The following is a 22,509-nucleotide window of genomic DNA, read 5'->3' as shown; positions in this document are numbered from 1 at the left end:
GCTATGCGCCAGCGGCTTGCCCAAAACCATCGCAAATTGCTGATGGATCAATGGAGTCTTGCTGATGGTTCAACACGACCGCTAAACGTCGAACAATTGCCGCTGTCTGCGAGAGTGATTGCAGGCCCGGCACGACACGGTCTCAAGGCGGAGCAGGCTTCTCCTTGAGTTCGAAAAAGACGTTGTCGGGCGAACCTTCATCGTGCCTAAAGCCCGTCAGTTCCGCCGCAAGATCGAGGGGAAGGTCAAAAACAAGATCGACCTCTGTACCTTTGCTATCTTCTTCATCCTGCTTTGAAAAACACTGTTGCTTCAGCGCTTCGAAAGACGCGGGGAGATCACCCGTGACATGCAAGTCCCGCACGGTCTTGTCGCCGCTGTGCCAGACTTTCCAGATGTTCCTTCCGTCGCGCCAGAGCTCGGCGCGCGCGAACATTACATGCTCTTCTATGTGCGCGATCACGATTTCCCGCTCTTGCGAAATCGCGGCCAGATATTGCTGAGGCGGGTTCGGAAAGCTGCAGGGATCGAGGATGATGATCGCCCAGTTCTTTTCGCTGGCATAGGCGTTCACAGGCGCTTCGAAAATCTCCGATGGATCGCCAATCTCGCGCCCGAACAACGCCGCAGCTTCCTTTATCCCGTAACCGCGAAAGCCCAGCCAGCTTATCGAAAAGCCCATTTCTTACTCCGCCGCCGCCAAGCCCGCCATGTCGCGGTTCTTCATCAGCTTATAGACGATCGAATCCATCAGCGCCTGGAAGGAAGCATCGATGATGTTTTCGGAGACGCCGACCGTCCACCAGCGCGCACCGGTGCCGTCATGCGATTCAATCAGCACGCGGGTGATCGCCTCGGTGCCGCCGTTGAGGATGCGCACCTTGAAGTCGGCCAGTTCGAGATCGGCGATCTCGCTCTGGAATTTGCCGAGATCCTTGCGCAGCGCAATGTCGAGCGCGTTGACCGGGCCGTGGCCTTCGGCCACCGACATCTTCTCCTCGCCCTCGACCAGCACTTTCACGATCGCCTCCGAGACCGTCTTCAGCTGGCCGTTGGCGTCGAAGCGGCGCTCGACCATGCAGCGGAACGAAGTGACGCGGAAGAATTCCGGCAGGCCGTGCAGCATCTTGCGCGCCAAAAGCTCAAAGCTGGCGTCGGCACCTTCGTAGGCATAGCCCTCGGCCTCGCGCTCCTTGACCACGGCGATCAGCGCGTCGAGGCGATGGTCGTCCCGGGGCATGTCGATGCCACGCCGTTTCAGCTCAGCCAGGAAATTGGCCTTGCCGCCCTGGTCCGAAACCATGACGCGGCGGCGGTTGCCGACGGTCTCTGGCGGCACATGCTCGTAGGTCGCCGGCTCCTTTGCCAGCGCCGAGGCATGGATGCCGGCCTTGGTGGCAAAAGCGGAGGCGCCGACATAGGGCGCCTGCGCTTCGGGCGCACGGTTCAGCAACTCGTCGAAGGCGCGGGACAGGCGCGATATACCGGTCAACGCCTCTGCCGAAATGCCTGTGGCAAAGCGGCCCGAAAAGGCCGGCTTTAACGCCAATGTCGGCACGATCGAGATCAGGTTGGCGTTGCCGCAGCGCTCGCCGATGCCATTCAGCGTGCCCTGGATCTGGCGGACGCCGGCCTCCACGGCGGCAAGCGAATTCGCCACCGCCTGGCCGGTGTCATCATGGGCGTGGATGCCGAGATGGTCGCCCGGTATGCCAGCGGCGATCACCTTTTCGACGATGGCGCGCACCTCGGAGGGCTGCGTGCCGCCATTGGTGTCGCACAGCACCACCCAGCGCGCGCCGGCATCGTAGGCCGTCCTGGCGCAGGCCAGCGCATAATCGGGGTTGGCCTTGAAGCCGTCGAAGAAATGCTCGCAGTCGACCATCGCCTCCTTGCCGGCAGTGAGCGCCGCCTCGACCGAGGCCTTGATCGCCTCGAGGTTCTCCTCATTGGTGCAGCCGAGCGCGACGCGGACATGGTAGTCCCAACTCTTGGCGACGAAGCAGATGGCGTCCGACTTCGACTGGACCAGCGCGCCAAGCCCAGGATCGTTCGAGATCGACACTCCTGCCCGTTTGGTCATGCCAAAGGCAACGAACTTGGCATCGGCCGTGCGACGCTCGGCAAAGAAGGCGGTGTCGGTTGGATTGGCGCCGGGGTAGCCACCCTCGACGTAGTCGATGCCGAACTCGTCGAGCAGCTTGGCGATGGCGATCTTGTCCTCAACGGAGAAGTCGATACCCGGCGTCTGCTGACCATCGCGCAGCGTGGTGTCGAACAGATAAAGGCGCTCGCGAGCCATGGTCATTTCCCGGCAAACATGTCCGTTGCGCGGATCAGCCTGTCGAGGATGCCCGGCTCCGAATAGGCGTGGCCGGCGCCTTCGATCAGATGGAAATCCGCTTTCGGCCACGCCTTGTGCAGCGCCCAGGCGTAGCGCGCCGGGCACGGCATGTCGTAGCGGCCGTGAACGATGGTACCCGGGATATCCTTAAGCTTCCATGCATCGCGCAGCAGCTGTGCCTCTTCCAGCCAGCCGGCATGGACGAAATAGTGGTTCTCGATGCGGGCGAAAGCCAGGGCATAATCATCCTGGCCGAAGGGACCGCTGGTTTCCGGTTCCGGCAGCAGCGTGATCGTCTCGCCCTCCCACAGGCTCCAGGCGCGGGCGGCCTCGACCTGCGCCACAGGATCGCTGCCGACCAGCCGTTTGCGGTAGGCGGCCATCATGTCGCCGCGCTCGGCCTCCGGGATCGACGCCAGAAACCGCTCCCACTTGTCGGGGAACATCTCCGACACGCCGAACTGGTAGTACCATTCGAGTTCGGCGCGGGTCAGCGTGTAGATGCCGCGCACGACCAGTTCGCTGACCCGCTCGGGGTGGGTCTCGGCATAGGCCAGCGCCAGCGTCGAACCCCACGAACCGCCGAACACCAGCCATTTGTCGAAGCCGCACATTTTTCGCAGGCGCTCGATGTCGGCGACCAGGTGCCAGGTGGTGTTGGCTTCAAGCGAGGCATTAGGCGTCGATTTTCCGCAGCCGCGCTGGTCGAACAGGATGACATCGTACAGCTTCGGATCGAACAGCCGCCGGTGCTTTGGCGAAATGGTGCCGCCCGGCCCGCCATGCAGGAAGACAGCCGGCTTGGCCCCTCTGGTGCCGGAGCGCTCCCAATAGACCTGATGGCCATCGCCAACGTCGAGCATGCCGGACTCGAAAGCCTCGATCTCGGGATAGAGGGTACGGAATTCGCTGCTCATAATTTCAGGCCCTGCTGCGGCCAGTTGGCCGTCTCGTGATCGGGATGCTGGAAGGAGATGATGGATTCCTGTCGCGCGTAGAAATCCGGGTCGTCATGGATCGGCGCGTCGAAGATCGTCTCGACCCAAGGCAGCCTGGCTGCGTAGTTAACCTGGATCTGCGGCGCCAGATCGGAACGGTCGTCGAAGGCGCCGATGGCGATCTCCAGCGCGCCGGGCTGGCGGTAGGTCAGCGGTGTGCCGCAGCGGGCGCAGAAGCCGCGATCGATGTTGACCGACGACTGAAAGTAACTCGGCTCCTCGCGCACCCATTCGACGCCGTCGCTCGGCACTGTCACCAGCGCGCCGAAAAACGACCCGAACTGTTTCTGGCACATGCGGCAATGACAAATGGACGGGCGGCCGAGCGCCCCGTGGATGCGAAAGCGCACGGCGCCGCACTGGCAGCCGCCGGTACGAACGGTTTCGGTCATGATTTTTCCTCCGGCGGCCATTGTTCGGTGTCGTGGTCGGGATGTTGGTAGGAGACGAGATCGGCGAGATAGGAGGCCGACGAGACGTCGGCCATCGTTTCCTCACCTGGCAATTCGTGGACGTGATCCACGTACGGGAGCTTGGCTTCGACACCCCATTGGATGGTCGGCGCAATCTCCTCGGGGTGGTCGAATGTGGCGATGGCGAGGGCCACCCCGTCGGGCGCTTCGAAGGTCAGCGGCGTGCCGCATTCGGCACAGAAACCGCGCAAAGCCGCGTTGGACGAGCGGAAGCGTTTGGGCTCACCGCGCGTCCAGTCCAGCCTTGCGCCGCGCACCGAGACCAGCGGCAGGTAGAAATTGCCGCTCGCCTTCTGGCACATGCGGCAATGGCATACGGAAGCATCGCCGAGAGCTCCTTCGACGCGGAAGCGCACCGCGCCGCACTGGCAGCCGCCTGTATAGACTGGTCTGTTGTCGAGGCTCATCGCGCACTACTCCGGGGCATGGCAAACCGCCTCGACATTGTTGCCGTCGGGATCGAAAACAAAAGCGCCATAATAGTTCGGATGGTAGTGCGGGCGCAGGCCCGGCCGGCCATTGTCCTTGCCGCCGGCGGCAATCGCCGCGGCGTGAAAGGCATCGACCTCGGCGCGGCTGCGAGCCGTGAACGCGACATGCTGATGATCCTTCGGCTTGTCCTTGCCGGCATGCAGCCAAAACACCGGCCGGTCGCGGCCGTAGCCGCCGACCTTGGCGCCGCCGGTATATTCCTGCGGCACCATGTAGAGCAGCGCGGCGCCGAGCGGCGCCATCGCCTTGTCGTAAAAAGCCTTCGACGCGTCGAAATCCGAAACGGTGATGCCGAGATGATCGATCATCTTTTTACCTCCCAGGTGGTGATGCGTTCGCCGGTGACGGGGTCCTTGCCGTCCTTCAACTGGATGCCTTGCGTCAGCAACTCGTCGCGGATGCGGTCGGCCTCGGCCCAGTTCTTTGCGGCGATCAGCGCGAGGCGTTTGGCGATCGCCTTGGCAATGGCGTCTTCATCCACCTTGGCTGTTGCGATGTCGAAGCCGAGGAACAGAAGCGATGCCTTCAGTGAAGCGGCAGCATCGTTGTCTTCGGCGGCTGCGTTGCCGCTACCTGCGTTGAAATCAACAGCATCACCAGCCAACTGCGTCAGCAACTGGAATGCGGCGTAGGTGGCAAGGTCATCCGACAGCGCTTCGATCACATCCGCCGGCACCGGCTTTGCCGTCGGCGGCGCCAGATCGGCCGCCCGCTTCCATTTGCGCAGCGTATTCTCCGCCTCTTCCAGCTTGCGCACGGAAAAGTCGATCGGCTCGCGATAGTGCGTCATCAGCATCGCCAGCCTGAGCACCTCGCCCGGCCATTTGCGGCCGCCAAAGGTATCCGTCTCCAGCAATTCGGTGATCGAATAGAAATTGCCCAGGCTCTTGGACATCTTCTGGCCCTCGACCTGCAGGAAACCGTTGTGCATCCAAATCTTGGCCATCGTTTCGGTGCCGTGGGCGCAACGCGATTGCGCGATCTCGTTCTCGTGGTGCGGAAAGATCAGGTCGAGACCACCGCCATGGATATCGAACACCTCGCCGAGATAGGCGGCCGACATCGCCGAGCACTCGATGTGCCAGCCCGGCCGACCCCTGCCCCACGGGCTGTCCCAGCCCGGCTCTTCGGGCGAAGACAATTTCCACAGCACGAAATCCTGCGGGTTCTTCTTGTGCTCATCGACGGCGACGCGGGCGCCGGCCTGCTGCTCATCGAGATTGCGCTTCGACAACTGCCCATAATCCGGCATGGAAGCGGTGTCGAACAAGACTTCTCCAGCCGCGACATAGGCATGGCCGCGTTCGATCAAGCGTTGAATCAAGAAGATCATGTCGACCTTGCCGTCGGGCCTGGGCTCGACGAACTCGGTGGCGCGCGGCTCGACCGTCGGTTCCAGGCAACCGAGCGCCGCGACGTCCTTGTGGAACTGACCGGCGGTCTTTTCGGTGACCCGCCTGATCGCTTCGTTCAGCGACAGCTTGCCCGATGCAATTTCGCCGCCGAAATCGCGCAGCGCGCGAGCGTTGATCTTGTCGTCGACGTCCGTAATGTTGCGGACGTAAGTGACGTGCGCTTGCCCGTAGAGATGGCGCAGCAAGCGGAACAGCACGTCGAAGACGATCACCGGCCGCGCATTGCCGATATGGGCGAAGTCATAGACCGTCGGGCCGCAGACATACATGCGCACGTTGCGCGGATCGATCGGGAAGAAATCCTCCTTGCTCCGCGTTAGCGTGTTGTAGAGGCGCAGGCTCTTCGATGCGTCAGACATACGTGCGTTCCCGGTGCGTTACTTTGGCATGACCTTTTGGGATCGTGCTCTGGATGGAGTCGGTTACGCCGAGGCGCGAATCGGCTCCAGCCTGCTGGCCGGGGCGTTTGTCCAATCTGGGAGGAGATGAGGCGAAAACGTCCAGGACCAGCGCGAGGCTAGCCAATAATGCAAATGCCACAAATGGCGAAAGACGTTCTCATGGCCGGCTTTATCGCCTTGCCCGGTGTTGCCGTCAAGTCGCTACCTTCGCCAAAAATATCGTTGGCTCACAGGAATTGAGCCACTGAAACATTTTATTAAACAGGTCGGCACTGTGATGAAACATTCGCCGGCTAGATCAGCAAGCGTCACGATTTGGTCGGATTCGGCCAGCAAACGCAGACACGAAGACGTTACCAGGGAAGAGAACAATGCCTAAGCAAGAATCCAACCGCGCCAAGCAACCGGCGCTCGCCAGCCATTACCGGGCGATCGGCCCGGCAGCAATCGTCGCAGCTCTTCTGCACACCGCGAAGAAGAAGAAGCCGGCGCAGAAAATCGTTTCGCCGCGCGCTGCCTGAGAATGCCGTCGGGAAAGATTTGAGGCGCTCACGGCGAACCAGTAATAGTAGCTTTTGCTAAAATAAACTCATCTGACTGTCGTTCGCGCCGGACTTCTGGCGCTTGACCTTGTCGGGCTCAAGCTCGACGACGCCCTTCTCCTGAATCTCCGGCCCGGTATTGGCGACCTTGTTGACGAGGTCGGAAATCGGGATCGCTTCGAAGAAATCGAGCTGGGCGGGTCTCAGCAGATCGGCCACGTCGCGCGGCTCGAGCGTGCGGCAATCCAGCCAGCGCGCGAAATCCTCGGGGTGGATCACTACCGGCATGCGGTCGTGGATATGGGCAGTATCGGCATTGGCGTGGGCGGTCAGAATAGCGCCGGTGTCCATTTCCGAGCCGCCCGGCTCAGCATAGGTCTCAATCAGCCCGGCGAAGGCGACAAGCCCGCCATGCCTTGGCCGCACCCAATAGGGCTGCCCTCTTCTGCCACCGGTTTGGTGCCATTCGTAGAATCCCGAAGCCGGTACCAGGGCGCGGCGATGGCGCATGGCAGCGCGAAACGACGCCTTTTCCGAAGCCCCCTCAGAACGCGCGTTGAACAGCAGCGGGAAGTTACGCGTATCCTTGACCCAGGCCGGGATCAGGCCCCAGCGCACCAGCATCGAGCGGCGGTCGGGCAGGTTCGAGCCCGGCGCCTGTGGCAATCCGGCGAACGCCATCAGCACCGGCTGCGTCGGCGCGATGTTGTAGCGGGCCGGAAACTCCTCAAGTTCCGCTAGGCTGAGAAAGGCGGCGGTCTGGTCCGGAGTGGCCGTCAAAGCAAAGCGTCCGCACATGAATTCAGCTCTCGAATTGGTGGCATGTGAAAGTGGCCATGGAATCCGCCTTTCGCAACCGCTAAAGCTGTTCGCCGGCGGCCGGTCCACAACGGGCTATGCCAATCGAGCGATCCGAAGCCCATGGAAGCACGCAAGATCATTCCGGCAGTCTCGGTCTGCGTCGTGCGCGAGAACACGGTGCTGCTGGTCAAGCGGGCCAGGCCGCCCTCGCAAGGTCTCCATGCCTTTCCCGGCGGCAAGGTCGAAGCCGGCGAGACGCTGGAACAGGCAGCACGGCGCGAATTGCTGGAAGAGACCGGATTGCAGGCGCGCAGCTACCGGCCGCTGCGGAAAATCCACATCGACGGCAGCGGCGACGGGCATCCGGTCGACTACTGGCTGACGGTGTTTGGGGCCGAGTATGCTGGCGGCGAGGCGGTGGCCAGCGACGATGCCGAGACCGCGGCTTTCTATACGCTGGCCGAAATGACAGCGATGCCGCTCGCCGATGCAGTGTTTGAAATTGCCGACGATCTACTCGGTCCCGACAAAGACGGCGAGATCTGAGCCAGAGAATCGCCTTGCAGGCGACAAATTGTTTCAGCACAAGGACCCATGAGCCGCACGTCTTCGTTTCTCGCCGCATGCCTCGCCGTCAGTGTGGTTGTCGGTGCGCGCCCGGCGATTGCCGCCGAAGCACCGTTCGAGCCCGGGCTGATGCGGCTGGCGGAAGTGCTCGGCTCGCTGCATTTCCTGCGTAATCTGTGTGGCGAGAAGGGCGATCGGTGGCGAGCCGAGATGGAAAAACTGATCGCATCGGAAAATCCGAACCCGGAGCGGCGCGCCCGCTTCATCGCCAGCTTCAACCGCGGTTACCGGTCGTTCGGCGGCACTTATACGCAATGCACCGCCTCGGCGACGGAAGCCATCAGCCGCTACATGAAGGAAGGCGAGACGCTGTCTCGCGACATCGCCTCGCGCTACGGAAACTGACGGCGGCAGCCGCTTTCCGGAAAAGCCGCATCAAGGGTCGGCGCCGTTGCGGCGGACGCGCTCGACGCTTCTCCGCTTGCCTGGAGTGAGGTCTTGGTGCAAACCTGATGTTGCACTTTTGCAACTATGTTAACGAAACGTTACCGCGCAGATGTGAAATTAACTCAAACTGAAGGTTTCCGTCCCCTTGGCCTGCCTAATCGGCTAAGTTTGAAACGGATCGGACGCAGGTTTGCTGGACGCGACGGAATTTGTAGACGACGACCAAAAAAATGTCGCATTTACAAATACTTACTGCGCCTGCGTGTAAAGGGACAACTCAAGCTTGATCCCTGTCCAACGGATCACCGCTTGAAAGGGTGGACATCGCAATGGAACATGGCGTCAACGACATCGACGCGCTGGTCAGGGAAGAAAAGCGCCTGACCGCCGTGGAAAGCCACAGCGAAGCCTGGGCAGAAGGATTGTCGGCCGGGATCGAGCCGGAAATCATCGCCGAGGCAGCCCTCGAAACGGCATTCGGCGAAATGCTGCGCACCAATGGCGAGACCTCGGCGCTTGCCCTGCTCGATCGCATGCGTGAAAAGGTGATTGCCGGGGCCTTCGAGCCCGAAAGACTGCGGCACTGACCCCGGTTCTTTGACGACGGCGCGCCGCCGGACATCATGTCCGGGCACATGGATGGGCTGGAACCAGGGAGTAGCAGGCGGTGAATTTTTCGATATCAGGCAAGCCGCGCGGCCTGGTCCTCAGCATTTGGTTCACCGCTTCCTGCGCGATGATTCCTTCTGCACTGTTTCTTGCAAGCAGTCCCTCTCAGGCCCTCAGCGAGATCAAGCGCGAAGACCTTCCCTCACCGGTCACGCCGCCGCCCGACGGTGACATGTCGCCGCCCGGAAGTACCGTGCCGATGCCCGGCCCGCTCGGCACGACGCCACCACCGGCCAGCCAGCCGACGCCATCCGACGAGCCGGAACAAACCGAACCGAAAGGGCCTGCCAACGATGGCGGCATGGCCAATCCGCATGTCGATCCGGACGCGCCCGTGCCCGAAGTCGTCTACGACCTGGCCAAGTTGCCGGAACCGGTCAGGCGCATGCACGATCTGATAGTCGAGGCCTGCAAAAGCGGCGACATCGAAAAACTTCGACCGCTGATCGGCAAGGGCGACATGATGACCCAGTTGTCGCTGGGTGACATCGAGGGCGACCCGATCGCCTTCCTGAAGGGCCTTTCGGGCGATACGGAAGGCCAGGAGATTCTCGCCATCCTGGAAGAAGTGCTCAGTGCCGGTTTTGTCCATGTCGATGCCGGCACGCCGCAGGATCTCTATGTCTGGCCCTATTTCTTCGCCCTGCCGCTGGACAAGCTCGATGCCAGGCAGCGGGTCGAGCTGTTCAAGATCGTCACCGCCAGCGACTATGACGACATGAAGCAGTTTGGTGCCTACATTTTCTACCGCGTCGGCATCACGCCGACCGGACAATGGACGTTCTTCGTCGCCGGCGACTAGCGCGCCAGCGCCTCGGAAAATTCCACCGCCCTGCCCTGGCTTGGCGTGACGATCTCGCCTTCCCACATCACGCGCCGGCCGCGCACGATGGTGCCGACGGGCCAGCCGGTCACCTGCCTGCCGTCATAAGGCGTCCAGCCGGCCTTGGAGCCTTGCTGGGCGTTGGCGATGGTGTCGCGGCGCTTCAGATCGACGATGGTCAGATCGGCATCGTAGCCGGCGGCAATACGACCTTTCCTGGCGATGCCGAAAATACGCTGCGGGCCGTGGCTGGTCAGGTCGACAAAGCGCTGCAATGTCAGCCGGCCGGCGTTGACATGATCCAACATGATCGGCACCAACGTCTGCACCCCGGTCATGCCGGACGGCGACGCCGGATAAGGCTTTGCCTTCTCGGCCCGCGTGTGCGGCGCATGGTCGGAGCCGAGCACATCAACGATGCCTTGCGCAACGCCGTACCAGACCCCGTCGCGATGGCGCGTGGCGCGCACCGGCGGGTTCATCTGGATCAGGGTGCCCAACTGCGCATAATCATCGGCGCTCAGCGTCAGATGATGCGGCGTCGCCTCGCAGGTCGCGACATCCTTGTGCTGTTCGAGGAAGCCTACCTCCTCGGCGGTCGAGATGTGCAGCACATGGATCCGGGCGCGGACCTGGCGCGCGATGCGCACAAGGCGCTCCGTGCAGCGCAACGCAGCGATCTCGTCGCGCCACACCGGATGTGAGGACGGATCGCCCGCGATGCGCTCGCCAAGCCGCTCGCGCAGCCGGAACTCGTCCTCGGAGTGAAAGGCGGCGCGGCGGCGTGTGTTCCTCAGGATCGAGGCAACGCCTTCGTCGTCCTCGACCAGCAGGTCGCCGGTGGACGAGCCCATGAAAACTTTTATGCCGGCCGCACCAGGCAGCCGCTCGAGATCGCCAGCGTCTTTTGCATTGTCGCGGGTCCCGCCAACCCAGAAGGCAAAGTCGCAATGCATGCGGCCGGTGGCACGCCGCACCTTGTCGGCAAGGGTTGCCTCACTGGTGGTCAGCGGATTGGTGTTCGGCATCTCGAAGACGGCGGTGACGCCGCCGAGCACCGCTGCCCGCGAGCCCGTCTCCAGATCTTCCTTGTGCTCCAGGCCCGGCTCGCGGAAATGCACCTGGCTGTCGACGACGCCCGGCAGGATGTGCAGCCCACGGCAGTCGATCGTCTCACCGGCCGACGCCTGGCGGAGGTCGCCGATGGCAGCGATGCGCCCACCATTGATGCCGACGTCGCGAAAACCCTGGCCGTCGTGATTGACCACGGTGCCGCCTGTCAGGATGAGATCGTAGATGGGGGCCATACGGATCCGGTCTCTTGCGGGGGAAGTGCCAGCGGCTTACGTAATGGCCGATAGTTTTGCAAGATCAGGCTCGTTTTCCCACCATGCCCTTTGCCCCGCTCAGAGATCGCGCACTCGTTTCCGTGTCCGGGCCGGATGCCGAGCACTTTTTACAGAACATCCTGACCACCGACCTCGACGTGCTCGGCAGCAGCGAAGCAAAGCCCGGCGCGCTGCTAACGCCGCAAGGCAAGATCCTTTTCGACTTCCTGATCTCGCGCGCCGGCGAAAATGCTTTCCGACTTGAATGCCGTACCGAGACCGCCGATGATTTCATGCGCCGGCTGACGCTCTACAAATTGCGCGCCAAAGTCGAAATTGCCAAGCTGGATCAGCCGGTTGTGGCCGTCGCATGGGGAAGCGATTCAACCACTTCGCAATTTGAATCAGCACCGTTTGCTGATGCGCGGTTTGTCGATACTGCCGTCAAGCGCTTCTACGATGACACCGCAGATGGCGGCGACCTTGCCGCATGGCAAGCCTTTCGCATCGCCCATGGCATTGCCGAAAGCGGTGCGGACTACCAGCTCGGCGACGCTTTTCCGCATGACGTGTTGCTCGACGAGATCGGCGGTGTCGGCTTCAAGAAAGGCTGCTACGTCGGCCAGGAGGTCGTCTCGCGCATGCAGCATCGCGGCACTGCCAGGCGTCGGGTGTTGATTGTCTCGGCCGAACGCACCCTGCCCACTTCGCGCGCAGCGTTGACCGTGGAGGGGCGACCGGTCGGCACGCTTGGCTCGACCGCGGCCAGGACAGGCCTTGCCATTGCCCGCATCGACCGGGTCAAGGCAGCGCTCGACGCCGGCCTGCCGATCCTGGCGGAGGACATCGCCGTGTCGCTCGCTATCCCGTCCTGGGCGAAATTCAGCTTTCCGCGGGAAGCCATTGGCGCGGAGGACGCCTGATGGCTGCCGATCGCGCCGGGGCGCCGCCGCGCGCCTGGCAGCGCATGCTGTCCGGCCGACGGCTCGATCTGCTCGATCCCTCGCCGCTCGACATCGAGATCTCCGATATTGCCCATGGCCTTGCCCGCGTCGCACGCTGGAACGGCCAGACCAGAGGCGAGCACGCCTTTTCTGTCGCCCAGCACTCGCTGCTGGTCGAAACGCTTGTCGGCGAGCTGATGCCGGATGCCGACGCCGACGCGCGGTTGGCGGCGCTGCTGCACGACGCGCCGGAATATGTCATCGGCGACATGATCTCGCCGTTCAAGTCCGTCATGGGCGGCAGCTACAGGGATTGCGAGATCAGGCTGCAGCGCGCCATCCATCTGCGCTTTTCACTGCCGGCCGAACTCGACGCGGGACTGCGCAAGGAGATCAAGCGAGCGGATCAGATCGCCGCTTATTTCGAAGCAACGCTGCTTGCGGGTTTTTCGACGGCAGAGGCGACGGAGTTCTTCGGCCGGCCGCGCGGCTTCAATGCCGAGCGCTTCGACGTCACGCCGCGCTCGGTGACTTGGGCGCAGAATGCCTTTCTCAAACGCTTTGCGGCGATCGAAAAGTCGCGACGCCAGACTGCCGTTCCAGCCGGCTGAAAACGGTAAATTAACCGGCAGGGACAACAGTGCCATGGTTAACCATGGTCCATAGGCTTGCCTCATGCCCGTTGCCGGTATCAAGGCTGGTTCGTCCGTCCGCCGACAGAGGGCCAAAGGCGTTGGTCAGCCGCAACCTATTGAAGACGAGCTGCGCGAACAGAACGAGCGTTTTTCGGCAGCGGTCGAGAACATGTCGCATGGCCTGTGCATGTTCGATGCCGATGAACGGATGATCATCTGCAACGGGAACTACATCAGTATCTTTCGCCTCGACGCCGAAGTGGTGCGGCCCGGCATCCGGTTTTTCGACATCCTCCAGCACAGCGTGGATATCGGCATCGCCTCGCAAAGCGCTGAGCAACTCTATGCCATCCGCAAGCCCTATATCGACCAGGCAAAACCTTCCACCTATGAGGAAACGCTTGCAGACGGGCGTATCGTCAACATTTCGCACCGGCCGCTGGCGTCAGGCGGTTGGGTATCGATCTACGAGGACATCACCGAGCAACGGCGCGCCGAGCAGGAGTTGAAGGAGCAGCACCGCCGTTTCGACGCGGCACTTGCCAACATGTCGCAAGGCCTTTTGATGTACGATGCGGATGGCAAGCTGATCGTGCGCAACGAACGTTTCCTGGAACTTTATCATGTCAGGCCGGCCGACTTCCCGCTTGGTATGAGCCACCGTGATGCGTTCAAGCGGCTGCTGGAACTGGGCATTTATACAAAGCTCGACCCCGACAGCGAAATCTCGCAAATCGAAGCCTGCCTGCGGGCGGGGAAAACACACGTAACGCATCGCCATCTCGCTGACGGCAGGACGCTGCTGGTTGCGCGCCGGCCGATGAGCGGCGGCGGCTGGGTCGCGACGTTCGACGACGTCACCGAGCGCAGGCGCGTGGAAGAGCGCATGACCCATCTTGCGCACCACGACACACTGACCAACCTGCCCAATCGCTCGATGCTTCGCGAACGGCTCGACCAAGCCCTGAGTGAGACGAGAGACGGATCGCTGGCGATATTCTCGCTCGACCTCGATCACTTCAAGGCGGTCAACGATAGCTGGGGCCACCCCGCCGGCGACTGGCTGCTGAAATGCGTGGCCGAACGGCTGCAACGGTGCCTGCGCAATGAAACGGACGTTGTCGCCCGCTTCGGCGGCGACGAATTCGTCATCATCCAGTTCAATCTCAAAAGCCCGGGCGACGCGGAAAAGCTGGCCAAACGCATCGTCGAGATCATCGGAAAGCCGTTTCGCGACAACAGACACGACATGCGTGTCGGCATCAGTCTCGGCATTGCGCTGTTTCCGAATGACGGCAAGGACGCCGACACTTTGCTGAAAAATGCCGATATGGCGCTCTATCGGGCAAAGAGCGAAGGGCGCAACCTGTACCGCTTCTTCGAACCAGCCATGGACGCGATGGTGCGGGCACGCCGGGCGCTCGAAATCGATCTCAGGGCAGCGCTGTCGCGACGGGAATTCGAGCTGGATTTCCAGCCGATCATGAACATCGCCTCCGGCGAAATCGTCGGTGCCGAAGCCTTGATGCGCTGGCGTTCGCCGGTGCGCGGCCTGGTACGGCCGGACGACTTCATCCCGGCCGCCGAGGAGACCGGGCTGATCGTGCCGCTTGGAGAATGGGCGCTGCGAAAAGCCTGCACGACCGCGGCAGGCTGGGCGGCTTGGCGCATCGCCGTCAATGTCTCCGCCGTGCAGATCAAAAGCGGTACCTTTGCCCGCAGCGTTATCTCGGCACTGGCGTTCTCGGGCGTGCCGGCCAACCGGCTTGAACTGGAAATCACCGAAACGGTGCTGATGGACGAGAGCGATCTGGTGCTCAAGACACTCAGGCAGCTACGCGATCTGGGCGTCCGCATCGCGCTGGACGATTTCGGCACCGGCTATTCGTCGCTGGGCTACCTCAGGCGCTTTCCCGTCGACAAGATCAAGATCGATCGCTCTTTCACCCGTGACATCGACAGTCACGATACCGCGGCGATCGTGCGCACCATCATCGGGCTTGGCGCACAGCTGGGCATCACCGTCACCGCCGAAGGTGTCGAGACCGAAGCGCAGCTTGAATTCCTGCAAAAGGAGGGTTGTGTCGAGGCCCAGGGCTATTTGATCGGGGTGCCGTCAAAGGCGTCGGACATTAATCGGCTGCTGAAGTCGAGCGCGACGATCCGGCAGTCCGGCTAAGTGCGACAGTCGCGCGGAAGCGCGGGCAACCGGCTTAGATCTCCTTGGGATGACACTCGATCCGCGTGTTAATTCCTTGATAGAAGAAGGCGGCATTCAGCTGTGGCGAACCAGGAGGTTCCCAACGGGTCAGAGATGTCCGCTCAATGCCTCCACCATGTCCTTGTTCGTCGCCACGGGAACGATCTCGAATTCGACCAGATCCGCCCATTCGATGACCCACCGTTGCAGGAGCGTGACGTCATCGGCCTCCACAAGCAGGAAGCAGCGGCTCATATCCGCTGCGATCCAGCTGTGGTGCACGAGAAGCGCGTCCGGCTTCAGGCGGCCCTGGTCGCGGAAACGGCGGTAGATCTCCTTGCGGTCGCAGCCGCGAAAATCCTCGGTTACGAAGAACAGCATCTTTTTCCCCTCAGTTCGGATATTATCGCCCCGGCCGGTCCAGCCGCTCCAGGAACCACTGCGTCAGCCGCACCCAGACCTCGTCTTTTTCGCCGGAGTCTTCCCAGCCGTGGTCGAGGTTGGGGTTGTCGTTGACCTCGATGACGAAGACGCCGTCCCTGGTTTCCTTGAGGTCGACGCCGTAGAGGCCGTCGCCAATGCAGCGCGCCGCGCTCACCGCCGTCTCGACGACATGGGCCGGTGCTTCCTTCAGGGTGAACGTCTTGATGCCGCCCTGGTCGGGCTTGCCGTTGGCCTTATGATTGACGATCTGCCAATGTTTCTTGGCCATCAGATAATGGACGGCGAACAAGGGCTGGCCGCCGAGGACACCGACGCGCCAGTCATATTCCGTCGGAATGAATTTTTGCGCGATCAGGAGGTCGGAATCCTCCAGCCATTCGGTTGCGAGCGTCTTCAACTCTTCAAAGGTGCCGCATTTCTTGACGCCGCGCGAAAACGAGGAGTCCGGGATCTTCAGCACCAGCGGGAAGCCCAGCGTCTGTGCCGCAACTTCCAGGTCCGAAGTGCCGGCAATCATCACCGTCGGCGGCACCGGTACCTTGTTGTAGGTCATCAGCTCGTTGAGATAGACCTTGTTGGTGCAGCGGATCATCGACAGCGGATCGTCGATGACCGGCATACCTTCCTGCTGGGCGCGGCGGGCAAAGCGGTAGGTATGATTGGAGATCGAGGTGGTCTCGCGGATGAACAGCGCGTCGTAGTTGGCGAGCTTGGCCAGATCCCGCTTGGTGATCGGCTCGATTTCGACGCCCATCTTTTCAGCGATCTTGGCCCAGTGGCGCAGCGACGAAATCTCCGACGGCGGCAGTTCCTCATGCGGATCGACCAGCGTTGCGAAAGTGTAGCGCGCCGGCGTGCGGCCCTTGGTGTCGCGCCACTCGCGGTTGGTGTAGGTCTCCAGGCACTGGAGAAAGTGCGTTTCCTCGTCCTCGGTCATCCTGGCCAGGGGATGGAAGCCAATCTTGCGGATCGAGGCCCATTCGGCGCTGTCCCTGATGTGGAGCTCGAGCGCCGGGGCACGGAACCAGTCGAACAGAAGTTTTGCGAAGCGGTCCCAGATCCTGGATGGTCCGATGCCGAAGAAGATGCAGACCTTCTGCGGAAAAGCGCCACCCAGGTCCTTGCGGCACTTGTTGAGTGCGAGTTCGAGTTCCGGCAACGCGTGCTCATAGAGCTTGCGCTCCGACAGGTCGATCATCGTTTCGACCGTCGGGATGACCTTATGGCCGCGCGAACCGGCAAGCAGCGACGCGTAATAGCCGCGGCTCTGGTAGCCGTAATTGTTCGACAGGTTGATTACCTTCGGCCGCTGACCGCGAAAGAGTGCCGGATGGGCAAGGTAGTCGCGATTGGTGATGATCTTGTGCGGCGTCGCCACTTGGTCGAGATCGTTCTGCCGGCCGGTAAGGATGACCCAGGTCATTGGCTGTCGCGCTTTCCGAGAGTGATGGCGGCGCGCAATCCGTCGCGGCCGAATTGCGCCATGTTCATGAAGATGCCGTAAGGCACGGGAATATTGGCAGCATCGAGGATCGTCTCCTGCCGCTCGTCCTCGACCCAGGGGTCGTGGATCAGGATATGATCGCCGTCGTCACCGATGGCCAATACCCAGTGCGGAACCTTCTTGCCGAACATCAGGAAGCCGCTGATCAGGACCAGTACCAGTTTTCCCTCTGCGATCGCGGTGCGAATGTCGTCAAGCCCGAATGAACGGTAATTCACCGGGATGCCGTAAAGTTCCGCGCGGCGGCGAAAGTCGACCTGCGCCAGCTCCATCACCCGGCGCTTGTCCTCGCTGCGCACCGACTGCAGGAACAGCGCGCCGTAGAAGGAGACATAGATCTCAGCAGCAAGCCCGCTCTCATAGCCGGCGACGGCCAGCCCGAACGGTTCGCAGCCGCCCGGCCCCGACATCATGAAAACGGTCGTCGCCTCACGCCACAGCCTGATTTCCATAACCGGATCCGGCACGAATCCGGGGTCGAAGTTAGCCATCGCCATCATCAGGCAGCATGGTCCGCAGGTGAATTCGCAAGTCTGCTGATAAAACGGCACTTCGGTGGCGACCGGAATGTCGCCGCGCAAGGTCTTTTCATAGCGCAGCGCAGTGGCGCCATCCTCGTAGTAGCCCGGTTCACGACCGATCTTGCGGTAGCCGCTCTGCTCGTAGATCTGGATGGCGCGCGGGTTGTCCTCGCGGACTTCCAAACGAAGCATCATGCGGCCATGCTCGAAAGCGGCGGCTTCAGCCTGTTCCAGCAGCAGGCGGCCAACGCCGCGGCCGCCGAAAAATGGACCGACGGCGATCGAATAAAGCCGCGCGACGCCGCTGCCCTTGCGAAACAGCACGACCGCATAGCCGGCGACGTGGCCATCGTTCTCGCCAACCAGCAGTTCGGCGGTGTCGCGTTCGATCAGTTGGCGAAAAGAGCGGCGAGAAATGCGGTCGCTCGAGAAAACAGCTTTTTCGATGGCGGCGAGGTCATCGACGTCGGACGCGCGGGCCTTGCGAATCTCGGCAGGCATGCGGGCTCAGAAAACCTCGATTGGGTTGTGGAAACTGCCCTAGTCTAAACATCGGTCACACCAGCCGAAGTGCCAGCATTCAGCAAGCGCTATCGCACCTCGATTAGGGCCGAATTGTGACAGTTTTCAAGGCAGGCAGGTCGCGCAAAGGCTTTGAAACGACCTTCGTGTTTCGGCATCGGCGCGGCTCCGGAAAAACGAGATCCTGCTCAGCTTTTCAAGCCCGCCAGAAGCTGGCCATAGGCGCTCTTGGCCACTGCGGCCAGCTGCTCGCGCGGCAGCGATCCGACGACGGCGCAGCCATAACCCTTGTCCAGCCAGTAGACGGCCTCAGGACCATCTTCTTCCCCATAAGTGCCCTTGGCCTTGGCTGCCGATTCGGCGATGACGAAGAGCGAAATGCGCTCGCCCTTGTCGTCCTCGTAAAGCAGCATCGCGGCCTTGCCCTGGCCGGCAGGCAGCAGCCGGCCACCGACCAGTTGGAAACCTTGCGCCGCCAGATCCGGTGCGACGAGCTTCAAACCCACCTGGTTCGACAACCAGCTCTGCAAATGATCCTTATCGCTTGCCGGCACTTCCACCGCATGCCGCTTTTCGGCGGCATAGATGACATGGGCGGCGATCGCCTCTTCTGCAAGCTGGTCTTCGGCCGTGTTTTCCAGGCCGAGGCGGCCGATGCCGGCAAGGTAGCCGCCAGCGCCGCCAATCACCAGGATAGCAGCAGCGGCGGCCGCAAGCCACCAACGCGAGCGCGATGGCGACACTCTGACCACCGGCGCCTCGCCAAGCACCACCTTGGTCAGCCGCACCGGGACGGGCTCGTCCAGCACGCCGTTAAAGGCTGCGCGCAACGCTGCCCGGTCGGCGGCGTAGCGTGCGCTCCTGGCCTTCATCTCGGCATTGGCCTCGAGCCATGCCTCATAGGCCGTCCGCTCGTCGCCCGGCAACTCGCCATCGAGAGCCATGTGGATGTCGCGTTCGGAGAAATCGCGTCGGCTCATTTCTCGACGATCCTTATCGATCGACGGCGCGCGGTATCATCAAGCAGCGCGCGCAGTTCCTCGCGCCCGCGCGCGATGCGCGACATCAAGGTGCCGGCGGGAACCCCAAGGATGTTGGCGGCTTCGGCGTAGGAAAACCCTTCGATGGCGACCATCACAAGTGCCGCGCGCCGGTCAGGGCTGATCGCCTGCAGCGCGTCGACGATCTCGCGCGAGGCGATGCTCTCGACCTGCTCGGCGGGTGCTGCCTGCGCCTCGCTCGCCTCGAGCGGCAGCATCGCTGCCTCGCCGCGCCGGTTCACCTTGCGCATCTGGTCGATGAACAAATGATGCATGATCGTAAACAGCCACCTCCTGGGGCTTTCTCCTGTCTGCCAATTGTCGAGCCGCACAAGTGCCCGCTCGAGACAATCCTGGACGAGATCGTCAGCGGAATCGCGGTCGCGCAACAGCGAGCGTGCATAGCGGCGCAGACGCGGTATTTCACCAAGGATTGCTGCCTTCTTTTCGTCCATGACCGCTGGTTCTGGAGGGCCCCTGTCCGTGATGATTGAACGCGCCTTTGCAGCGCGGCGCAAGCGGCCAGCGCGAAGCGGTCCGCCGCCCCGGTCACCCAAGCAAATGAATAACGCTGCCAGTGGCAGGTTTATTCCCGGCCAAATTGAAATCGTCAGCTATTGCTCGTCTCGAGCTTTGCTTTCGCCGCCCTTGTCAGCAGCCGCTGATAGAACAGGCCGATGCCGATGAGCACCGCGCCGAGGCCGATGAAGGACAGCGCCCGCAACACGCCTTCCAGTTCCGACATGTCGAAGATGAAGACTTTGAGCACGGCGATCGAGATCAGCGCCGCCGACGCTATGCGCAGCACCTGCGACTTCAGCCATACACCTGCGGTGAGCAGCACCACGCCGATGACCAGCCACAGTGCCGAATAAGTATAGGTCTCGAGCTGGCCGAGACCGCTCCACAGCCCGATGAACTCGCCCTTGAACAGGCGCCTGACCGACAGCGTGGCATAGGCGAAGCCGAGCACCGCCGCCACTATCGCCAGCATCGCTGCATACCATTTCGGTCGTTTGTCGCGGGCATAGAGCGCCAGTGCGCCGGCCGCAACCGCCGGCAAGAGGTAGGCGAGGAACAGAAGGTTGAACACCGGAATGCTGCCAGTCGATTCATCCGTCAGCAGCGGGTTCAGCGCCAGAAAATGCTGGAGGACGATGAACGCGACCGAGACCACGCCCGCTGCAATCGAGCCGTAGCGCAGCACCGAACTTGGCGAGCGCATGTCGATGGCGACCAGGATGGCACCGGCACCGATGGCGATCAGCGTGTAGATCGCCTGTTCGGCAAGCGTCGCAGCAGCCGTATCGATGACGCCGCCATGCATGGCATGGCGCACCAGCATGGCGACGGTGAGCAGGGCAAACAGCGCGGCGCCGGCCTCCATTGCGAGGCGCGGTCGGCCGTTGGTGGTTCGGGCAAGCTGCCAGGCGGCAAAACCGAAAGCGAGCGCCGGCACGCCATATCCAAGCAGCAGCCAGTTGAACACCGGCGTCTTCGACAGGAACTCGGCACCGACGATGGTCGGGTCGAAGGCAGCGCGACCAAGCACTGCAATCACCGCACCAACGGAAATCCAGCCAAGCACCGGATAGCTACGCCAGCGCGTCGCCAGCGCCGGCACGGCGGCGGCTGCTCCGAGCAGGATGGTTGTCCAGCCGGAACCAAAGGCCATGTGCAGCATCAGCAGGCCGGCAATCGCCGCCCCGCCGAGCGCAAAGGAGACAGCAGCGCCGCCGGTTAGCGGCGGCGCTTCGCCGCGCGCTATCCACTCGCCGCCGGCGACGAAGACTCCGACCAAAACGGCTGCGACCGCCGCATAAGCAAGGTCTCGGTCGAGATTGCCGAAGGTAGACCAGAGCGCCAGCAGGATGACCAGTGGCGCGACAGCGCTCCAGGCCGCCCATGCGGCGGCGCGCAGCCAGCCAGAGGCCGCAAAACGGCGCGCCGCCCAAAAGCCGGCGCCGATGAAGACCAGGCCGAGAGCGATGCCGACCCTGAACATCAAGGCATCGGACGCCACGACCGGCATGCCGTCGACGCCGAGAGCGCCACCCGAAAAATCTGAAGCGATCGTGGTCGGCGGAATGATGCCGAGATAGACCAGTACCGTCGCCAGCCCGGCGGCGTGCAGCAGTGCAAGCGCCCGCGGCCGGTAGAGCGCCACCGCCACCAGGGCTGCGACAAGGGCGGCCCCCGGCAATGCACCGCGGATGGCGACGAAGGCCGGATCGACAAACAGGGCCAGCGCCGAAAGGCCGACGAAGAAGCCCGGCGCGATCGACGGCCAGTCGAAGCCGCTGCCGGCGCCCGCATCGTCGCGGCGGCCAAGCCAGACGAAGGCGAGCACGGCCAGTGTCACTCCGTCGATAAAGAGGATGACGGCAAGGTTCGCCCCCGGCGCGTCGGTCATATAGAAGATGGTCCAGATGCCCGTGGCGACGAAGGCTGCGGCCGTCAAAAGCCTCCAGTCGCGGATGCGAGCAATGACGCAGGTGGCGGCGAGCACGATCGCCAGATAGCCGAACAGCGCCCACGGATTGGGCGCCTGCGAGGCGACCAGCAGCGGCGTCACCATGGCACCGAGTAGGCCGACGCCGGCCAGCGCCTGACCGTGGACCAGGCTTGCCGCGATCGTCGCCACCCCGATGGCGCCGAGCAGCGTGAAAGCGAGCGTCGGGCCGATGAAGCCGTAAATGCTGTACGCGGCGTAGACGGTACCGAACAGGATGAAAGCGCCGGCCGCCGTCAGGATCGCCGGGATATAGGCACCGGCAGCACCTTGCACCGGCACCCTGAAGCCGGTGCGCCGGATGAACTCGCCGCCGGCGACCAGCACCAGCCCGAGTGCCGCCGCCATGACAAGCCGCACGCGTGGCCCGAAAATGCCGGCCTCGATGGTGTAGCGGATCAGAAACAAGCCACCCAGGGCCAGCGCGATGCCGCCGACCCAGACCGCCCAGCGGGTACCGAGCGCCGTTTCGACGTCGGACTGGCGAGCTGCCTTCGCCGCTGCCGCCGGTTGCGCCGACTCCGGCGCGGACGGCGCCGTTGTATCGGCATCGGCCTCTGTAGCTGACACGACCGCTGCGGGCCGTGGCGATACGGCCATGTCGGCTGTGACCGCAAGCGGGATTGCGGCATCCGCCGGTTTGCTGTCGTTTGCAGCCGGTTCCTTGGCTTGCGGCGGCAGCGCGGGCGTGCCCGAAAGCACAAGGCTGCGCAAGGCGCCAAGCTCGCGCTCGATCAGGCCGATGCGGCTCTGCTGGCGTGAAATGATGACGAACAGCGCGATGATGGCGACGAGGCCAATCAGGCTTTCAAACATGGCGGTTCCCCCAAACCAAGCCAGTTGTCACTGACATTCAATGTTCAGTGACATTCAAATGCGGCGGCCAA

General features: G+C 62.7%; 23 protein-coding genes. 8 read left to right on the top strand and 15 right to left on the bottom strand.

From position 1 onward, the window contains the following. Positions 1–142 precede the first annotated feature (142 nt). Genes NKH99_RS06580 through cysS form a run of 7 tightly spaced genes read right to left on the bottom strand, consistent with a single transcriptional unit; the run spans position 143 to position 6,081 of the window. On the bottom strand, positions 143–682 hold the full coding sequence (locus NKH99_RS06580; protein ID WP_352501831.1) for a hypothetical protein: 540 nt from the start codon (positions 680–682) through the stop codon (positions 143–145). Between the two features lie 3 nt (positions 683–685). Then, positions 686–2,308, bottom strand: coding sequence for a citramalate synthase (cimA, locus tag NKH99_RS06575; RefSeq protein ID WP_353013303.1), 1,623 nt, complete (start codon positions 2,306–2,308; stop codon positions 686–688). Beyond that, on the bottom strand, positions 2,305–3,261 hold the full coding sequence (gene pip / locus NKH99_RS06570) for a prolyl aminopeptidase (RefSeq protein ID WP_352471067.1): 957 nt from the start codon (positions 3,259–3,261) through the stop codon (positions 2,305–2,307). Before pip ends, cimA begins: the two co-directional genes overlap by 4 nt. Beyond that, on the bottom strand, positions 3,258–3,734 hold the full coding sequence (locus tag NKH99_RS06565; protein ID WP_352448982.1) for a GFA family protein: 477 nt from the start codon (positions 3,732–3,734) through the stop codon (positions 3,258–3,260). Before NKH99_RS06565 ends, pip begins: the two co-directional genes overlap by 4 nt. Beyond that, on the bottom strand, positions 3,731–4,222 hold the full coding sequence (locus NKH99_RS06560; protein WP_023677742.1) for a GFA family protein: 492 nt from the start codon (positions 4,220–4,222) through the stop codon (positions 3,731–3,733). The genes NKH99_RS06565 and NKH99_RS06560 overlap by 4 nt, the downstream gene beginning before the upstream one ends. Positions 4,223–4,228: 6 nt before the next feature. Further along, complete coding sequence (locus NKH99_RS06555) at positions 4,229–4,615, bottom strand: VOC family protein (RefSeq protein WP_352471065.1); 387 nt, start codon at positions 4,613–4,615, stop codon at positions 4,229–4,231. Beyond that, positions 4,612–6,081 (bottom strand): cysteine--tRNA ligase, encoded by a 1,470-nt coding sequence (gene cysS, locus NKH99_RS06550; protein WP_352615885.1) that lies wholly within the window; start codon positions 6,079–6,081, stop codon positions 4,612–4,614. The genes NKH99_RS06555 and cysS overlap by 4 nt, the downstream gene beginning before the upstream one ends. 413 nt (positions 6,082–6,494) lie before the next feature. Between cysS and NKH99_RS06545 the strand changes: the two genes are divergently transcribed. Further along, positions 6,495–6,644: a hypothetical protein gene (locus NKH99_RS06545; RefSeq protein ID WP_023677745.1), complete on the top strand. Its 150-nt coding sequence runs from the start codon at positions 6,495–6,497 to the stop codon at positions 6,642–6,644. 57 nt (positions 6,645–6,701) lie between these two features. On the opposite strand, the gene NKH99_RS06540 is transcribed toward NKH99_RS06545, so the two are convergent. Next, a complete protein-coding gene (locus tag NKH99_RS06540) occupies positions 6,702–7,463 on the bottom strand; it encodes an SOS response-associated peptidase (RefSeq protein WP_352927431.1) in 762 nt (253 codons plus the stop codon). A 123-nt stretch (positions 7,464–7,586) separates the two neighbouring features. On the opposite strand from NKH99_RS06540, the gene NKH99_RS06535 reads away from it, so the two are divergent. The 4 genes from NKH99_RS06535 to NKH99_RS06520 all read left to right on the top strand — a co-directional run bounded on the left by NKH99_RS06535 (position 7,587) and on the right by NKH99_RS06520 (position 9,951). Continuing rightward, positions 7,587–8,012, top strand: coding sequence for an NUDIX hydrolase (locus tag NKH99_RS06535; protein WP_353013300.1), 426 nt, complete (start codon positions 7,587–7,589; stop codon positions 8,010–8,012). Positions 8,013–8,060: 48 nt separating this feature from the next. Further along, positions 8,061–8,438, top strand: a complete 378-nt coding sequence (locus tag NKH99_RS06530; RefSeq protein WP_023677748.1) for a TIGR02301 family protein — start codon at positions 8,061–8,063, stop codon at positions 8,436–8,438. A 371-nt stretch (positions 8,439–8,809) separates the two neighbouring features. Then, complete coding sequence (locus tag NKH99_RS06525; RefSeq protein WP_023677749.1) at positions 8,810–9,067, top strand: hypothetical protein; 258 nt, start codon at positions 8,810–8,812, stop codon at positions 9,065–9,067. Positions 9,068–9,147: 80 nt separating this feature from the next. After that, complete coding sequence (locus tag NKH99_RS06520; RefSeq protein ID WP_353013298.1) at positions 9,148–9,951, top strand: hypothetical protein; 804 nt, start codon at positions 9,148–9,150, stop codon at positions 9,949–9,951. Here the strand turns inward: NKH99_RS06520 and NKH99_RS06515 are convergent. Continuing rightward, positions 9,948–11,279: a dihydroorotase gene (locus tag NKH99_RS06515; RefSeq protein ID WP_353013296.1), complete on the bottom strand. Its 1,332-nt coding sequence runs from the start codon at positions 11,277–11,279 to the stop codon at positions 9,948–9,950. The two genes, NKH99_RS06520 and NKH99_RS06515, sit on opposite strands and share 4 nt — an antisense overlap. 83 nt (positions 11,280–11,362) lie before the next feature. Here NKH99_RS06515 and ygfZ point away from each other — a divergent pair, with 83 nt between their 5' ends. The 3 genes from ygfZ to NKH99_RS06500 all read left to right on the top strand — a co-directional run bounded on the left by ygfZ (position 11,363) and on the right by NKH99_RS06500 (position 15,058). Further along, entirely contained in the window at positions 11,363–12,223 is an 861-nt protein-coding gene (ygfZ, locus tag NKH99_RS06510; protein ID WP_353013294.1) for a CAF17-like 4Fe-4S cluster assembly/insertion protein YgfZ, read from the top strand. After that, positions 12,223–12,855: a YfbR-like 5'-deoxynucleotidase gene (locus NKH99_RS06505; RefSeq protein ID WP_023719870.1), complete on the top strand. Its 633-nt coding sequence runs from the start codon at positions 12,223–12,225 to the stop codon at positions 12,853–12,855. The genes ygfZ and NKH99_RS06505 overlap by 1 nt, the downstream gene beginning before the upstream one ends. 64 nt (positions 12,856–12,919) lie before the next feature. After that, positions 12,920–15,058, top strand: coding sequence for a putative bifunctional diguanylate cyclase/phosphodiesterase (locus NKH99_RS06500; RefSeq protein ID WP_353013292.1), 2,139 nt, complete (start codon positions 12,920–12,922; stop codon positions 15,056–15,058). 129 nt (positions 15,059–15,187) lie between these two features. Here the strand turns inward: NKH99_RS06500 and NKH99_RS06495 are convergent, their stop codons facing one another. The 6 genes from NKH99_RS06495 to NKH99_RS06470 form a co-directional block, all read right to left on the bottom strand. Then, entirely contained in the window at positions 15,188–15,460 is a 273-nt protein-coding gene (locus NKH99_RS06495; protein ID WP_023719871.1) for a DUF3303 domain-containing protein, read from the bottom strand. A 22-nt stretch (positions 15,461–15,482) separates the two neighbouring features. Next, positions 15,483–16,946, bottom strand: a complete 1,464-nt coding sequence (locus tag NKH99_RS06490) for a RimK family ATP-grasp domain-containing protein (RefSeq protein WP_352448993.1) — start codon at positions 16,944–16,946, stop codon at positions 15,483–15,485. Then, on the bottom strand, positions 16,943–18,049 hold the full coding sequence (locus NKH99_RS06485) for a peptidase C39 family protein (protein WP_352833224.1): 1,107 nt from the start codon (positions 18,047–18,049) through the stop codon (positions 16,943–16,945). Before NKH99_RS06485 ends, NKH99_RS06490 begins: the two co-directional genes overlap by 4 nt. Positions 18,050–18,258: 209 nt before the next feature. Further along, positions 18,259–19,050: an anti-sigma factor family protein gene (locus tag NKH99_RS06480; RefSeq protein WP_352471054.1), complete on the bottom strand. Its 792-nt coding sequence runs from the start codon at positions 19,048–19,050 to the stop codon at positions 18,259–18,261. After that, the gene (locus tag NKH99_RS06475) at positions 19,047–19,565 is read right to left on the bottom strand and encodes a sigma-70 family RNA polymerase sigma factor (RefSeq protein WP_023719875.1); all 519 of its coding nucleotides are present in this window, start codon (positions 19,563–19,565) and stop codon (positions 19,047–19,049) included. Before NKH99_RS06475 ends, NKH99_RS06480 begins: the two co-directional genes overlap by 4 nt. Positions 19,566–19,720: 155 nt before the next feature. Further along, the gene (locus tag NKH99_RS06470) at positions 19,721–22,438 is read right to left on the bottom strand and encodes a DUF2339 domain-containing protein (RefSeq protein WP_353013290.1); all 2,718 of its coding nucleotides are present in this window, start codon (positions 22,436–22,438) and stop codon (positions 19,721–19,723) included. Positions 22,439–22,509 lie beyond the last annotated feature (71 nt).

This window comes from Mesorhizobium sp. M0854 (assembly GCF_040319815.1).
Taxonomy (GTDB): Bacteria; Pseudomonadota; Alphaproteobacteria; order Rhizobiales; family Rhizobiaceae; genus Mesorhizobium.
Note: the sequence above shows the minus strand (reverse complement) of the source record. Positions and strands in the feature narration are given on the sequence as shown.